Source organism: Achromobacter spanius (assembly GCF_039673305.1).
Lineage (GTDB): Bacteria > Pseudomonadota > Gammaproteobacteria > Burkholderiales > Burkholderiaceae_B > Achromobacter > Achromobacter spanius_F.
The window spans coordinates 16961-30841 of sequence record NZ_JBDJLJ010000003.1 but is presented as its reverse complement, the minus strand read 5'-3'; the positions used below and the strand labels follow the sequence as shown (position 1 = coordinate 30841).

At 67.0% G+C, this 13881-nt stretch carries 12 protein-coding genes; 8 read left to right on the top strand and 4 right to left on the bottom strand.

All coding sequences use genetic code 11. The features are described 5' to 3' along the window. Positions 1 to 42 precede the first annotated feature (42 nt). Positions 43 to 1071: a DctP family TRAP transporter solute-binding subunit gene (locus ABE485_RS04210; RefSeq protein WP_346513698.1), complete on the top strand. Its 1029-nt coding sequence runs from the start codon at positions 43 to 45 to the stop codon at positions 1069 to 1071. Positions 1072 to 1192: 121 nt separating this feature from the next. Here ABE485_RS04210 and greB read toward each other — a convergent pair whose 3' ends face one another. The 3 genes from greB to ABE485_RS04195 all read right to left on the bottom strand — a co-directional run bounded on the left by greB (position 1193) and on the right by ABE485_RS04195 (position 3659). Next, positions 1193 to 1744, bottom strand: a complete 552-nt coding sequence (gene greB / locus ABE485_RS04205) for a transcription elongation factor GreB (protein WP_346513696.1) — start codon at positions 1742 to 1744, stop codon at positions 1193 to 1195. A gap of 68 nt (positions 1745 to 1812) precedes the next feature. After that, positions 1813 to 2658: a 3',5'-nucleoside bisphosphate phosphatase gene (locus tag ABE485_RS04200; RefSeq protein ID WP_346513695.1), complete on the bottom strand. Its 846-nt coding sequence runs from the start codon at positions 2656 to 2658 to the stop codon at positions 1813 to 1815. A 68-nt stretch (positions 2659 to 2726) separates the two neighbouring features. Beyond that, positions 2727 to 3659, bottom strand: a complete 933-nt coding sequence (locus ABE485_RS04195) for an alpha/beta fold hydrolase (RefSeq protein ID WP_430795392.1) — start codon at positions 3657 to 3659, stop codon at positions 2727 to 2729. Between the two features lie 94 nt (positions 3660 to 3753). On the opposite strand from ABE485_RS04195, the gene ABE485_RS04190 reads away from it, so the two are divergent. Further along, positions 3754 to 3879, top strand: a complete 126-nt coding sequence (locus ABE485_RS04190; RefSeq protein WP_346513694.1) for a hypothetical protein — start codon at positions 3754 to 3756, stop codon at positions 3877 to 3879. A gap of 52 nt (positions 3880 to 3931) precedes the next feature. Then, a complete protein-coding gene (cfa, locus tag ABE485_RS04185) occupies positions 3932 to 5122 on the top strand; it encodes a cyclopropane fatty acyl phospholipid synthase (protein ID WP_346513693.1) in 1191 nt (396 codons plus the stop codon). A 64-nt stretch (positions 5123 to 5186) separates the two neighbouring features. On the opposite strand, the gene ABE485_RS04180 is transcribed toward cfa, so the two are convergent. Beyond that, positions 5187 to 6812 (bottom strand): GMC family oxidoreductase, encoded by a 1626-nt coding sequence (locus ABE485_RS04180; RefSeq protein ID WP_346513691.1) that lies wholly within the window; start codon positions 6810 to 6812, stop codon positions 5187 to 5189. A gap of 302 nt (positions 6813 to 7114) precedes the next feature. Between ABE485_RS04180 and ABE485_RS04175 the strand changes: the two genes are divergently transcribed. From ABE485_RS04175 to ABE485_RS04155, 5 genes are all read left to right on the top strand, one after another. Further along, positions 7115 to 8002, top strand: a complete 888-nt coding sequence (locus tag ABE485_RS04175; protein ID WP_346513690.1) for a LysR family transcriptional regulator — start codon at positions 7115 to 7117, stop codon at positions 8000 to 8002. A gap of 330 nt (positions 8003 to 8332) precedes the next feature. Continuing rightward, complete coding sequence (gene nirB / locus ABE485_RS04170) at positions 8333 to 10894, top strand: nitrite reductase large subunit NirB (protein ID WP_346513688.1); 2562 nt, start codon at positions 8333 to 8335, stop codon at positions 10892 to 10894. Then, on the top strand, positions 10894 to 11244 hold the full coding sequence (gene nirD / locus ABE485_RS04165; protein WP_346513687.1) for a nitrite reductase small subunit NirD: 351 nt from the start codon (positions 10894 to 10896) through the stop codon (positions 11242 to 11244). The genes nirB and nirD overlap by 1 nt, the downstream gene beginning before the upstream one ends. A 49-nt stretch (positions 11245 to 11293) precedes the next feature. Beyond that, positions 11294 to 12106: a formate/nitrite transporter family protein gene (locus tag ABE485_RS04160; RefSeq protein WP_346513686.1), complete on the top strand. Its 813-nt coding sequence runs from the start codon at positions 11294 to 11296 to the stop codon at positions 12104 to 12106. Positions 12107 to 12119: 13 nt separating this feature from the next. Continuing rightward, positions 12120 to 13868 carry a bifunctional protein-serine/threonine kinase/phosphatase gene (locus tag ABE485_RS04155; protein WP_346513685.1) on the top strand — a complete coding sequence of 583 codons (1749 nt, stop codon included), beginning with the start codon at positions 12120 to 12122 and terminating at the stop codon, positions 13866 to 13868. Positions 13869 to 13881 lie beyond the last annotated feature (13 nt).

The window sequence follows — 13881 nt, the reverse complement described above, 5'->3', positions numbered from 1 at the left end:
CATTACAACAACAGACAGACTCGCAAAGAGAGGAGACGCAACATGAAATTCCGCAACCTGATCGGCGCCGCCCTGTGCGCCGCCGCCGTCGTGGGCATGGCGCCCGCGCACGCGCAGAACTACAAGCCCGAATACAAGCTCTCCATCGTCGTCGGCACCACCTTCCCGTGGGGCCAGGGCGCCGAAATCTGGTCCAACCTGGTGCGCGAGCGCACCGAAGGCCGCATCAACATCAAGGTCTACCCCGGCACCTCGCTGGTCCAGGGCGACCAGACCCGCGAGTTCACGGCGATCCGCCAGGGCGTGATCGACATGGCCGTGGGCTCCACCATCAACTGGTCGCCGCAGGTCAAGCAGCTCAACCTGTTCTCCCTGCCCTTCCTGATGCCGGACTACGCGGCCATCGACGCCCTGGTGCAGGGCGATGTGGGCAAGGAAATGTTCAAGCTCATCGAAAAGGCCGGCGTGGTGCCGCTGGCCTGGGGCGAGAACGGCTACCGCCAGGTCAGCAACTCCAAGCGCGAGATCAAGAAGCCCGAGGACATGAAGGGCATGAAGCTGCGCGTGGTGGGTTCGCCGCTGTACATCGACACGTTCACGGCCCTGGGCGCCAACCCCACGCAGATGAGCTGGGCGGACGCACAGCCGGCGCTGGCCAGCGGCGCGGTGGACGGCCAGGAGAATCCGCTGTCGATCTACACCGGCTCCAAGCTGTATACCGTGGGCCAGAAGTACCTGACGCTGTGGAACTACGTGGCCGATCCGCTGATCTTCGTGGTCAACCGCGAAGTCTGGAACTCCTGGTCGGAAAAGGACCGCGACATCGTGCGCCAGGCCGCGCTGGACGCCGGCAAGCAGCAGATCGTGATCGCGCGCAAGGGCGTGACGCCTGAAGATCCGTCGCTGCTGAAGGAAATCGCCGGCCACGGCGTCACCGTGACGTCGCTGTCGCAGGCGGACCACGACGCCTTCGTGAAGGTCACCAAGCCCGTCTACGAAAAGTGGAAGAAGCAGATCGGCGAAGACCTGGTCACCATGGCTGAAAAATCCATCGCCGAACGCAAGAAGTAAACCCGCGAGAAATTCGCAGCAAGCCCCAGGGGAACCGGCGGCGCAAGCCGCCAACCGAGGCAGGGACGTAGAATCCCGCCCACCGCACGGGCGCCGGTCACAAACCGGCGCCCGTTATTTTTTATTCCGGGTAGCTGACTTCCAGGATATCCAGCTCGTCGATGCCGGCGGGTGTGCGCAGCACGATCGTGTCGCCTTCCCGGGCCTTGATCAGCGCGCGCGCCACCGGCGAGATCCAGCTGATCTTGCCGGCCAGCGGTTCGGCTTCGTCCACGCCAACGATGGTGACGGTGTGCTCTTCGCCCGCCTTGTCCACATAGACGACCGTTGCGCCGAAGAAGGCCTGGTCGCGATTGGGCTGGGCCTTGGGGTCGACGACCTCGGCGATGTCCAGCCGCTTGGTCAGGAAGCGCATGCGGCGGTCGATCTCGCGCAGGCGCTTCTTGCCGTAGAGATAGTCGCCATTTTCGGAGCGGTCGCCGTTGGACGCGGCCCACGACACCACCTGCACGACGGCCGGACGCTCCACGTTCATGAGCTGCGTCAGTTCAGTGCGCAGGCGCTCGTACCCTTCGGGCGTCATGTAGTTCTTGGTGCCGGCCGGCAAGGCCTGGGCTTGCGGAAGATCGTCGTCGTCCTCTTGGTCGGACTCTTTAACAAAGGCTTTATTCATGGCGGTTGCGTCGCGAAGGCGCGATCACTGTCGATGGCTTGCAGGATGGACGGCGTTTGCCGCCCGCGTCAGAACCAGTCGTGCCAGACCGGTTTCAAGTCGGACGGCAGGGCCGGCAGGCGGCCCAGGTCCATCCGGCTTTCCTTGGGACTATGGAAGTCGGAGCCGCGCGAGGCCAGGAAGCCATAGCGGCGCGCCACGTCGGCGTACTGGCGCGCTTCTTCGACGGTATGGCTGCCCGTGTTGACCTCGATGCCCTCGCCGCCGAGCTGCAGGAATTCGTCGAACAGCGCGGCGAACTGCAGCGGCGTGTACTTGTAGCGGCCCGGATGCGCGATGACGGCCTGGCCGCCCGCGCCGCGGATCCAGCCCACGGCGTCGGCCAGCGAGGCCCATTGCATGGGCACGTGGCCGGGGCAGTCGTCGCCCAGGTGTTTGTTGAAGACGGTCTGGACATCGGGGCAATACCCGGCTTCCACCAGATAGCGCGCGAAATGCGTGCGGCTGATCAGTTCCGGGTTGCCGGCAAACGGCAGCGCGCCTTCGTAGGCGCCGGGCATGCCCATGCCGGCCAGGCGTTCGCCGATGCGCTTGGCGCGTTCCGCGCGGCCTGAACGGGTTTTGCGCAGCCCTTCGACCAGGGCCGTGTTTTCGGGATCGAACCGCAGGCCCACGATATGCACCGTCAGGCCCGCCCACGTGACGGAGATTTCTACGCCGGTGGCAAAACGCATGCCCAGTTCCTGGGCCGCGCTGGCGGCTTCGGCCAGGCCGCCCACTTCGTCGTGATCGGTCAGCGCCCAGACATCCACGCCATTGGCGAACGCCCGCTGCGCCACGTCGCGGGGCGCAAGGGCGCCGTCCGAGACGGTGGAATGGCAATGCAGGTCGATGTTCAAGGTGCGCGATTTCATCCGGCTATTGTAGAGAAGGCCCGCCGCCACGCCTAGCGCCGTGCTGTCCCCACATTGCCGCGCCCCGTTCAGGCCAGCAGGAAATCGGCCACCGGATCCAGCTGATCGTCGGCGATCAGCGTGGGTGCATGGCCCACGCCGGGCACCTCGTGCGCCCGCGCGCGGGGGTTGCGCTTGAGCATTTCGTCGACGGTGGCGCGCGTCAGCAGGTCGGACAAGGCGCCGCGCACGATCAGCACCGGGCAATCGACGGCGTCATAGGAACGCCACAGGATCTGTTCGCCCGCGGCCAGTTCTTCCGGCGTCTGGGCGGCCAGCGCCTGGGCGATCGACAGGTCGTAGTGCTTGACCCATTTGCCGCCGGATTCGGGATACAGGTACTTGGCCAGGTCCGCCCACTGCGCGTCGGTATGCGGCCCGAAGGTTTCCGAGTTGGCGCGCATGGTCTTCACGGCCTCTTCGAAGGACGCGAATTCGCCGGGCTCGCCGACGTACTGGCCGATGCGGGACAAGGCGCCGTTCTCCAGGCGCGGACCCACGTCGTTGAGCACCAGCTTGTCCAGGCGAATGCCCTGGGCGGCCGGCAGCATGCCCGCATGCGGGCGCATGGCCAGCATGGCCTTGGCGAACACGGCGGCGCCCGACAGCGCCATGCCGATCAGGCCGCCCATCGACGTGCCCACCCACGACAGGCTGGCCGGCCGCAGGCGCGCGATCAGGGTCACCATGTCCGACACATACTGGGGAACGGTGTAGAACGCGGGGTTGACCAGCCAGTCGGATCGGCCGCGCCCCACCACGTCGGGGCAGACCACGCGAAAGCGGCCGGCCAGGCGGCGCGCCAGCGCATCGAAGTCGCGCCCGCTGCGGGTCAGGCCGTGCACGCAGAGCAGCACCCGGTCGTTGGCGGGATCGCCCCATTCCCAGTAGGCCATGCGGTGCAAGCCCGCCGGACTGGCGCAGGTGACGTATTCCAAACGGGGTTCCAGGCTGGCGTCCACTGTCAATACTCTCCACGGATCGGCGCGCGACGGCGCGTGTGGCCGCTATCTTATAGGAGGCGTGCCCGGCCCGCTCTGGACTATCCGCAAGGTCATGGCTACGATCAATGCCACCGGATGGGCGCCCGACTTGCGCGCCCGGCGCGCGGGCATTGCCATTGCCTATGGCGCCGATGCAATCATTAAATTGGAGTTGCGCACCTTCCAAGGCGCACAGTAAAAAGCTTCAGGCATTGCCAGATCAGTCATCCCAAAATTGATATGGAGTCCGTATGCAGCAAAGCAGTCCCGTCTCTCCGCTGACCGACCAGCCTGCCGGTCAACCCGGCGCCATCTCCCCTCCCCCCGAACCCCCCAAGGTCCTGCAGGACCTGATGGCGCGCGCCGACGTGCAGATCAATGGCACGCGCCCCTGGGACATCCAGGTTCATGACAAGCATATGTACGAGCGGGTGTTCGCCAGCTGGTCGCTGGGCCTGGGCGAGTCGTACATGGACGGCGAATGGGACTGCGAGCAACTGGACGAGCTCTTCACCCGCCTCTTGCGCGCCGACATGGGGTCGGCGGCGCTGGGCGTGGCGCGCATCAAGCTGATCGCCGAACACCTGCGGCACAAGCTGTTCAACCTGCAGTCCAAGAACCGCGCGTTCGAAGTCGGCGAACAGCACTATGACGCCGGCAACGACGTGTTCGAAGCCATGCTGGATAGCCGGATGATCTACTCCTGCGCCTATTGGGAACACGCCCAGACGCTGGAAGAGGCGCAGGTGGCCAAGCTGGACATGATCTGCCGCAAGCTGCAGCTCAAGGAAGGCGAGACCCTGCTGGACATCGGCTGCGGCTGGGGCGGCCTGGCCAAGTTCGCGGCCGAGCGCTACGGCGTCAAGGTGACCGGCGTGACGGTGTCCAAGGAACAGCTTGCCCTGGCGCAGGAACGCGTGAAGGGCCTGCCGGTGGAACTGCTGCTGCTGGACTACCGCGACCTGCAGGGCCGCTTCGACAAGGTGGTCTCGGTGGGCATGTTCGAACACGTGGGGCCGAAGAACTACGACACCTACTTCACCAACGTGCAGCGGCTGATGGCGCCCGAAGGCGTGTTCCTGCTGCACACGATCGGCATCGCCTCCACCAGCCAGAGCACCGATCCGTGGATCGACCGCTATGTGTTTCCCAACGGCAAGCTGCCGTCCGCGCGCGAGATCGCGACCGCCGTCGAAGGCCGCTTCATCATTGAAGACTGGCACAACTTCGGGGCCGATTACGACCGCACGCTGATGGCGTGGTGGGACCGGTTCGACCATGCCTGGCCCAAGCTCGAATCCCGCTACGGCACCCGGTTCTACCGGATGTGGAAATACTATCTGATGTGCTGCGCCGGGTTCTTCCGGTCCCGCGAGGGGCAGCTCTGGCAGGTGATGCTGACGCATCCGCAGCGCCAGGAGACCTATCGTTCGCTGCGCTGAAGGCCGGCTCGTCCGTGCAAAGAACCCCCCCCCCCCGGGCGGATTTCTTTCCACGGACTGGCGGCTAACCCGCCGTTCCCGTGGCTTCTTCACGGATCATGTCGGCGGCGCGTTCGGCGATCATGATCGCGGGCGAGTTGGTGTTGCCCGACGTGATCAGCGGCATGATGGAGGCGTCGGCAATGCGCAGGCCCTTCAGCCCGTGCACGCGCAGCCGCGCATCCACCACCGCGCCGCTGTCGGCGTCCCGGCCCATCGCGCAGGTGCCCACCGGATGGAAGATGGTGGTGCCGATCTTGCCCGCCGCTTGCCGCAGTTCGTCTTCGGTCTGGAAGGCCGGCCCCGGCAGCCATTCGTCCGGCCGGTAGCCCTGCAGCGCCGGCGCGGCCGCGATGCGGCGCACCAGGCGGATCGAATCCGCCGCCACGCGCAGGTCTTCGTCGGTGCTGAGGTAGTTGGGGCGAATGACCGGCGCTTCAACGCCCTTCTGGCCCGCCGGCCCCTGCGCGTGGACACTGCCGCGCGACGTGGGCCGCAGGTTGCAGACGCTGGCGGTGAAGGCATCAAAACCGTGCAGGGGCTCGCCGAAGGCGCCCAGCGACAACGGCTGCACGTGGAATTCCACGTTGGCGCGCGCCTGGCCGGGATCCGACTTGGCGAAGGCGCCCAGCTGCGACGGCGCCATGCTCATCGGGCCGCTGCGGTTGACCAGGTATTCCAGGCCGATGCCGGCCTTGCCCAGCCAGGTGGACGCGACGCGATTCAGCGTCTTCACGCCGTTCACCTTGATGATGACCCGCAGTTGCAGGTGATCCTGCAGGTTCTCGCCCACCCCCGGCAGGGCGTGGCGCAGCGCGATGCCGCTTTCGCGCAGGCGCGCGGGTTCGCCGATGCCCGAGACCTCCAGCAGCTGCGGCGTGTTCACCGCGCCGGCCGCCAGGATGACCTCGCGCCGCGCCCGCAGCGTCGTGCTGCGGCCGCCCTGGTTCACGCGCACGCCGGCGCAGCGCGTGCCGTCGAACTCCAGTTGCTCGGCCAGGGCCCCGGTCATCACGTGCAGGTTCTGACGCTTCTGAACCGGGCGCAGGAACGCCTTGGAGGTATTCCAGCGCCAGCCGCGCCGCTGGTTGACTTCGAAATAGCCGCAGCCGAAATTGTCGCCGCGGTTGAAATCCTGCACGCGCGGGATGCCTTCCTGTTCGGCCGCGCTGGCGAACGATTCCAGGATGTCCCAGCGCAGGCGCTGCGACTCTACCCGCCATTCGCCGCCCGCGCCGTGGAATTCGTCGGCGCCGCGGTGGTAGTCCTCGCTGCGCTTGAAGACCGGCAGCACCTGGTCCCAGCTCCAGGCCGGGTCGCCCGACAGCGCGGCCCAGTCTTCGTAGTCCTGCTTCTGGCCGCGCATGTAGATCATGCCGTTGATCGACGAACAACCGCCCAGCACGCGGCCGCGCGGGTAGATCAGCGAGCGTCCGCCCAGGCCGGGCTCTTCCTGGGTGCGATACATCCAGTCGGTGCGGGGATTGCCGATGCAGTGCAGGTAGCCGACCGGGATATGGATCCAGTGGTAGTTGTCGCGCCCGCCGGCTTCCAGCAGCAGGACCTGCACGGCGGGATCGCGGCTCAGGCGGTTGGCCAGCACGCAGCCGGCCGAACCCGCACCCACGATGATGTAGTCGTATGTCTCCATAAGCTCTTCTTATCAAGTTCTGGCGTTGCAACGGGCGCCAGCGGGGTGAGCCGACCCGGCTGCGGCAGGAATCTGCGCGCCGGGCATCTTCCGAGACTGTGGGGCAGCGGGCGGCGGCTGTCCAATGAAATGTTGAAAAGGGGGATATAAGCGTCTCTAATAATGGTCCCGGCTTTTGGGGAGCGGAGTTTGGCGCGGGGGGTGTCTGACACCCATGGGGCATCCGTCCAGCCCGGCGACCGGTTTGGGTGGGTGACAGACACCGGCATGGCAACAACGCGCGTCTCTTATGGGAAGAGTCCATGGACCTGAAGCACATCCGCACCTTTGCCGCCGTGGCCCGCGAAGGCAATCTCACGCGTGCCGCCGAACACCTGCACCTGACGCAGCCCGCGCTGAGCCTGCAGCTCAAGAATTTCCAGGAATCGCTGGACCTGACCTTGTTCGCGCGCACGGCGCAGGGCCTGGCTCCCAATGCCGACGGGCGAGCCCTGCTGCCTTCGGCGCTGCGGATCCTGGATGCGCTGGACGACTTCCAGCGCGCCATCGGCGCCCTGCGCGACACGGTCCAGGGCGAACTGCGCATCGGCACGATCCTGGATCCGGAATTCCTGCGGCTGGGCGCCACGCTGCAGTATCTGGTGGAGCACTACCCCAAGATCCGCCCCACCCTGCGCCACGGCATGTCCGGGTCGGTCGGCCGGCAAGTGCGCCTGGGAGAGTTGGACGTGGGCTTCTGCCTGGGCCCGCAGGATCCCGGCGGCAATCCGCCGGGGCTGCACGCGCAGCCGCTGGCCTCGTTCGCCTATTACGTCGTCGCGCCCAAGGGCTGGAGCGCGCAGGTGACGGGCCGCGGCTGGGCCGAGATCGCGGCATTGCCGTGGATCTGGACGCCGCCCGACTCCGTCCACCACCGCCTGCTGTCCGCCAAGTTCGACGCGCTGGGCATCGCGCCCCACGCGGTGGCCGAGGTCGACCAGGAGGCTTCCATGCTGGACCTGGTGCGCTCGGGCGTGGGCCTGTCGCTGGCGCGGGACTCCATCGCGCTGCGGGAATCGCAGGCCAGCGGCTTGCAGTTGGTGAAGGGGCTGTCGATCCAGGCCGAACTGTCCTTCGTCACCCAGGCCTCACGCCGCGAGGACCCACTGGTCGCCGCCGCGTTTGCCGCGGTGCAGGCCGCCTTCGGCTGAGAGCGGCCCCGCGCGGCGCGCCCGCGCCATGTTGCGCTGCGCCAAACGGGTGCACCGCGCACACGGATATGCACCGATACGAAGCACACGCGGCTGTCGCCCACGCGCGGCGGGCAGCGTCGCGCCGCCCTATTTCCCCGCGGATCCGCAGGGAAACGACGCCGTTCCACCCCTGACGGATATTCCTGGCACGGACTTTGCTTGATACGTCATGTGCGGGTGCAAACCCGGCAAGACAACGCGAGCAGTACCGGCAATGGCGCCCCGACCGAAAGGTCCAGGGCGCCGTTTGTCTTCTGAAACCCGAATATCCAAGCCTGGGGAAATCCCATGAATGCAGCGGCCACATCCGATTCCTTGCAGACGCTGGTTGTCATCGGCAACGGCATGGTGGGCCATCATTGCGTCGAGCAACTGATCGCCCGCGGCGCCCTCGAGCGCTATCGCATCACCGTCTTCGGCGAGGAAACCCGCCGCGCCTATGACCGCGTCCATCTGTCCGAATACCTGAACGGGCGCGACGCCGAATCGATGGCGCTGGGCGAGGCCTCGCTCTACGAACAGGAAGGCGTGACCCTGCGCCTGGGCGAACCCGTGCTGGAGATCGACCGCCGCCAGCAGGAAGTCATCACCGCCAACGGCCGTACCCCCTACGACAAGCTGGTGCTGGCCACCGGTTCGTATCCCTTCGTGCCGCCGATCGCGGGCGCCGAAGGCACGTCGCGCTTGGTGTACCGCAGCATCGACGACCTGGACCTGATCCGCGAGGCCGCCAGCGGCGCGCGGCGCGGCGTGGTCGTGGGCGGCGGCCTGCTGGGGCTGGAAGCGGCCAATGCACTCAAGTCGCTGAACCTGGAAGCCCACGTGGTGGAGTTCGCGCCGCGGCTGATGCCGGTGCAGCTGGACGAAGCCGGCGGCGCGGCGCTCAAGGCCCGCATCGAATCGCTGGGCGTGGGCGTGCACCTGTCGCGCGCCACGCAGGACATCAAGCCCGGCACGCAATACCGCTACCGCATGCGCTTTGCCGAAGGCGCACCGCTGGAGACCGACCTGATCGTGTTCTCGGCGGGCATCCGGCCGCAGGTGTTCCTGGCGCGCAAGGCCGGGCTGGCGCTGGCCGAGCGCGGCGGCGTCGCCATCGACGGCCAATGCCGCACCAGCGACGAACACATCTATGCCATCGGCGAGTGCGCGTCCTGGAACGGCACTATCTTCGGCCTGGTGGCGCCCGGCTACCAGATGGCGCGCATCGTGGCGGCTGACCTGTGCGGTGCGCCCGAACAGCCCTTCACGGGCGCCGACATGTCCACCAAGCTCAAGCTGCTGGGCGTGGACGTGGGCTCGATCGGCGACGCCCACGGCGCCACGCCGGGTTCGCGCAGCTACCGTTATATCGACGAAGCGGGGTCCAGCTACCGCCGGCTGGTGGTCTCGGCCGACGGCAAGCGCGTGCTGGGCGCCGTGCTGGTGGGCGACAACAGCTATTACGACACCCTGCTGCAATACGCGCAGAACGGCATCGCGCCGCCCGCCGATCCGGCCAGCCTGATCCTGCCGCAGGGCCAGGCCGCGCCGCTGCTGGGGGTGGACGCCCTGCCCGCCACGGCCACCATCTGTTCCTGCCACAACGTCAACAAGGGCGCCATCTGCGACGCCATCGACGGCGGCTGTACGGACCTGGCCGGCGTCAAGAGCTGCACCAAGGCCGCTTCGGGCTGCGGCGGCTGCGCGGGCCTGCTCAAGCAGGTGGTCGAGCACGAACTCGCCAGCCGCGGCGTCGCGGTCGACAAGAGCCTGTGCGAACACTTCGCCTACACCCGCCAGGAGCTGTACGCGATCGTGCGGGTGGGCGGCATCGAATCGTTCGACGAACTGCTGGCCAGCCACGGACGCGGCCACGTGGGCTGCGAGATCTGCAAACCCGCCGTGGGCAGCATCCTGGCGTCTTGCTGGAACCGCCCGATCCAGGATCCGCACCTGGTGCCGCTGCAGGACACCAACGACACCTTCATGGCCAACATGCAGAAAAACGGCACCTATTCCGTGGTGCCGCGCATGCCCGCCGGCGAGGTCACGCCCGACGGCCTGATCGCCATCGGCGCCGTCGCCAAGAAGTACAAGCTGTACGTCAAGGTCACGGGCGGCCAGCGCATCGACCTGTTCGGCGCGCAGTTGCATGAGCTGCCTTCCATCTGGTCGGAACTGATCTCCGCGGGGTTCGAGACGGGCCACGCCTACGGCAAGTCCACCCGCACCGTGAAGTCCTGCGTGGGCAGCACCTGGTGCCGCTATGGCGTGCAGGACAGCGTGAAGATGGCGCTGGACATCGAGCATCGCTACAAGGGCCTGCGCGCGCCGCACAAGCTGAAGTTCGCCGTGTCCGGCTGCACCCGCGAATGCGCCGAGGCGCAAAGCAAGGACATCGGCGTGATCGCCACCGAGAACGGCTGGAACCTGTACGTGTGCGGCAACGGCGGCATGCGTCCGCGCCACGCCGAGCTGTTCGCCACCGACCTGGACGACGCTACCCTCATCCGCTACATCGACCGCCTGCTGATGTTCTACATCCGCACGGCCGACAAGCTGCAGCGCACCTCCGTGTGGCGCGAGTCCCTGGAAGGCGGCCTGGATTTCCTGAAGCAGGTGGTGATCGAGGACAGCCTGGGCCTCGCCGCCGAACTGGAAGCCCAGATGCAGCTGGTGGTGGACCGGTACGAATGCGAATGGGCCAACGCCATCAGCGATCCCGAAAAGCTCAAGCGCTTCCGCACCTTCGTCAACGAAAGCGGCGGCGATCCCGACATCCAGTTCGTCCAGGAACGCGGCCAGCCCAGGCCCGCGCCGGCGCGCGCCGCCGCGCGCGTCATCCCGATTGCCGAGGAGATCGCCTGATGTCCGCAAACACCCCACATCAACGCGTTTGGCGCCACGCCTGCCATCGCCAGGACCTGGTTGCGAACTCCGGCGTGGTTGCGCTGGTGGACGGTGCGCAGGTCGCCCTGTTCTATCTGCCGGAAGACGCGGGCCAGAGCCTGTACGCCGTATCCAACCGCGATCCGAAATCGGGCGCCAACGTGATCGGCCGCGGCATCGTCGGCCACCTGAACGGCGACCTGGTGGTGGCTTCACCGCTCTACAAGCAGCACTTCCGGCTGGCCGACGGCAGCTGCGTGCAATACCCCGAACAGCGCCTGCAGACATGGCAGGCGCGCTTTAACGGCGACGCGGTGGAAATCGCCTGACGGGCGCCGCCGGAATCAATCACACCTTATCAAAGCAACAGGAAACATCATGTCCTACCTAGCTCCCTCCGAGTTCGTCACCAAGATGGTGGATGCGGGCGAATCCAAGCTCTACATGGCGACCCGCGACGTCCTGATCCGCGCGTTCATGGCGGGCGCCATCCTGGCGATCGCCGCCGTCTTCGCCGTCACCGTCACGGTGCAGACCGAATCGCCCATCCTGGGGGCCGCGCTGTTTCCCGTGGGCTTCTGCATCCTGTACCTGATGGGCTTCGACCTGCTGACCGGCGTTTTCGTCCTGACGCCTTTGGCGCTGTTCGACAAGCGGCCGGGCGTCACGATGGGCGGCATCCTGAAGCACTGGGGCCTGGTGTTCGTGGGCAACTTCCTGGGCGCGCTGACGGTCGCCGTCCTGATGGCCATCGTCTTCACCTACGGCTTTTCGGTGCCGCCCAACAAGGTCGGCCAGGTCATCTCGCACATCGGCGAAAACCGCACGCTGGGCTACAAGGAATACGGCGCGGGCGGCATGCTGACGATCTTCATCCGTGGCGTGCTGTGCAATTGGATGGTGTCGCTGGGCGTGGTCGGCGCCATGATCTCCACGACCGTCAGCGGCAAGGTCATCGCCATGTGGATGCCGGTCATGCTGTTCTTCGCGATGGGCTTCGAGCATTCCATCGTCAACATGTTCCTGTTCCCGTCGGCGATGATCATGGGCGGCAACTTCTCGATCATGGACTACATGATCTGGAACGAAATCCCCGTGGTCCTGGGCAACCTGATCGGCGGCATCTCGCTGACCGGCCTGACGCTCTACACCACGCACATGAAGACCGCGCCCAAGCGCCGCTTCAACTGATCGCGCACCCGGCATGGACAGCTACGCGCCCGGCGCTCCCGCCGCCTCCCTGAGGGTGGCGACGGGCCAGCACACCGAGCCCGGCGTCAAGCCGGTCAACCAGGACTTCCACGGGATGTGCGTGCCGGGCGAGCCGCTGCTGGGCGCCAAGGGCGTGGCGATCGCGCTGGCCGACGGCATCAGCAGCAGCAACGTCAGCCACATCGCCAGCGAAACCGCCGTGGCGAGTTTCCTGGAAGACTACTACTGCACGCCGGAAACATGGTCGGTGAAGAAGTCGGCCCAGAAGGTGCTCAGCGCGACCAACGCCTGGCTGCATTCGCAAAGCCGCCAGCGCCACGGACAGGACCAGGACCGGGGCTATGTGTGCACGCTGAGCGTGATGGTGCTCAAGGGCGCCACCGCGCACATCCTGCACATCGGCGACGCCCGCATCTACCGCCTGCGCGACGGCGCGGTGGAACAGCTGACCGAGGACCACCGCGTCTGGGTGGCCCACGACAAAAGCTACCTGGGCCGCGCGCTGGGCCTGGCCCCGCACCTGGAGATCGACTACCACACGCAGTCCGTCGAACGCGGCGACGTGTTCCTGCTGGCGACTGACGGCGTATACGAACACGTCACGGACCAGGACCTGCGCGATGCCGTCGCCGCCCATGGCGACAACCTGGACGAGGCCGCCCGCGCCCTGGTGCGACTGGCGCTGGAACGCGGCAGCGACGACAACCTGACGATGCAGATCGTGCGCGTGGACGCCCTGCCCGCCCGCCAGGCCGGCGAGATCGCCCAGTATTCCGGCAGCCTGCCCTGCCCGCCCCTGCTGGAGGCGGGCCAGGAATTCGAGGGTTTCCGCATCACCGACGAACTGCGCGCCAGCAGCCGCAGCCACGTCTATCTGGCCAAGGACATCGACACCGGCGATACCGTCGTCATCAAGATCCCGTCGCTGGACCTGCGGCACGATCCGGCCTACCTGGAACGGCTGCTGACCGAAGAATGGCTCGCGCGCCGCATCGACAGCCGCCACGTCGTTCGGGCCTGGCCGCGCACGCGCCAGCGCCGTTCGCTCTACACCGTCAGCGAATACCTCGAAGGCCGCACGCTGACGCAATGGATGTCGGCCAACCCGCGTCCGGCGCTGGAGCCCGCGCTTGCGATCATCGAGCAGGTCGCGCGCGGCCTGCAGGCCTTTCACCGGTTGGAAATCGTGCATCAGGACCTGCGGCCGGACAACATCATGATCACGCCCGACGGCACGGCAAAGATCATCGACCTGGGCTCCACCCGCACAGCCGGCATCCAGGAACTGGGCTCGCCCGACGACGACCCCGGGCCCGTCCTGGGCACCGCGCAGTACGCCGCGCCCGAGTACTTCCTGGGCGAGTCGGGCACCACCCGATCCGACATCTATTCGCTGGCCGCGATCCTGTACCAGATGCTGTCCGGGCGCCTGCCCTATGGCGCGGAGGTGGCCCGCGCCCGCAGCCGCGCCGCGCAGCTGCGCCTGACCTACGTGTCCGTGCTGGACCGGGACCGCGAGATTCCCGCCTGGGTCGACAGCGTGCTCAGCCGCGCCCTGCGCCCCGATCCGCAGGAACGCACCCCCGAACTGTCCGAATTCACCCATGCGCTGCGCAATCCCGCCGCCGTGGCGGGCGCCAACCAGCGCCTGCCCTTGCTGGAACGCAATCCCGTGGCCTTCTGGAAAGGCCTCTGCCTGGTCCTGGCCATCGTGATCGTCGTCCTTGCCTTCAAACCCTGAACCGATACGGAGC

What these genes read in the sequence shown, in the direction of transcription:
- cfa (WP_346513693.1), top strand. Translation starts at nt 3,932, where the DNA reads ATGCAGCAAAGCAGTCCCGTCTCTCCGCTGACCGACCAGCCTGCCGGT.
- greB (WP_346513696.1), bottom strand. Translation starts at nt 1,744, where the DNA reads ATGAATAAAGCCTTTGTTAAAGAGTCCGACCAAGAGGACGACGACGAT.
- ABE485_RS04200 (WP_346513695.1), bottom strand. Translation starts at nt 2,658, where the DNA reads ATGAAATCGCGCACCTTGAACATCGACCTGCATTGCCATTCCACCGTC.
- ABE485_RS04155 (WP_346513685.1), top strand. Translation starts at nt 12,120, where the DNA reads ATGGACAGCTACGCGCCCGGCGCTCCCGCCGCCTCCCTGAGGGTGGCG.
- nirD (WP_346513687.1), top strand. Translation starts at nt 10,894, where the DNA reads ATGTCCGCAAACACCCCACATCAACGCGTTTGGCGCCACGCCTGCCAT.
- nirB (WP_346513688.1), top strand. Translation starts at nt 8,333, where the DNA reads ATGAATGCAGCGGCCACATCCGATTCCTTGCAGACGCTGGTTGTCATC.
- ABE485_RS04160 (WP_346513686.1), top strand. Translation starts at nt 11,294, where the DNA reads ATGTCCTACCTAGCTCCCTCCGAGTTCGTCACCAAGATGGTGGATGCG.
- ABE485_RS04210 (WP_346513698.1), top strand. Translation starts at nt 43, where the DNA reads ATGAAATTCCGCAACCTGATCGGCGCCGCCCTGTGCGCCGCCGCCGTC.
- ABE485_RS04190 (WP_346513694.1), top strand. Translation starts at nt 3,754, where the DNA reads ATGGCTACGATCAATGCCACCGGATGGGCGCCCGACTTGCGCGCCCGG.
- ABE485_RS04175 (WP_346513690.1), top strand. Translation starts at nt 7,115, where the DNA reads ATGGACCTGAAGCACATCCGCACCTTTGCCGCCGTGGCCCGCGAAGGC.
- ABE485_RS04180 (WP_346513691.1), bottom strand. Translation starts at nt 6,812, where the DNA reads ATGGAGACATACGACTACATCATCGTGGGTGCGGGTTCGGCCGGCTGC.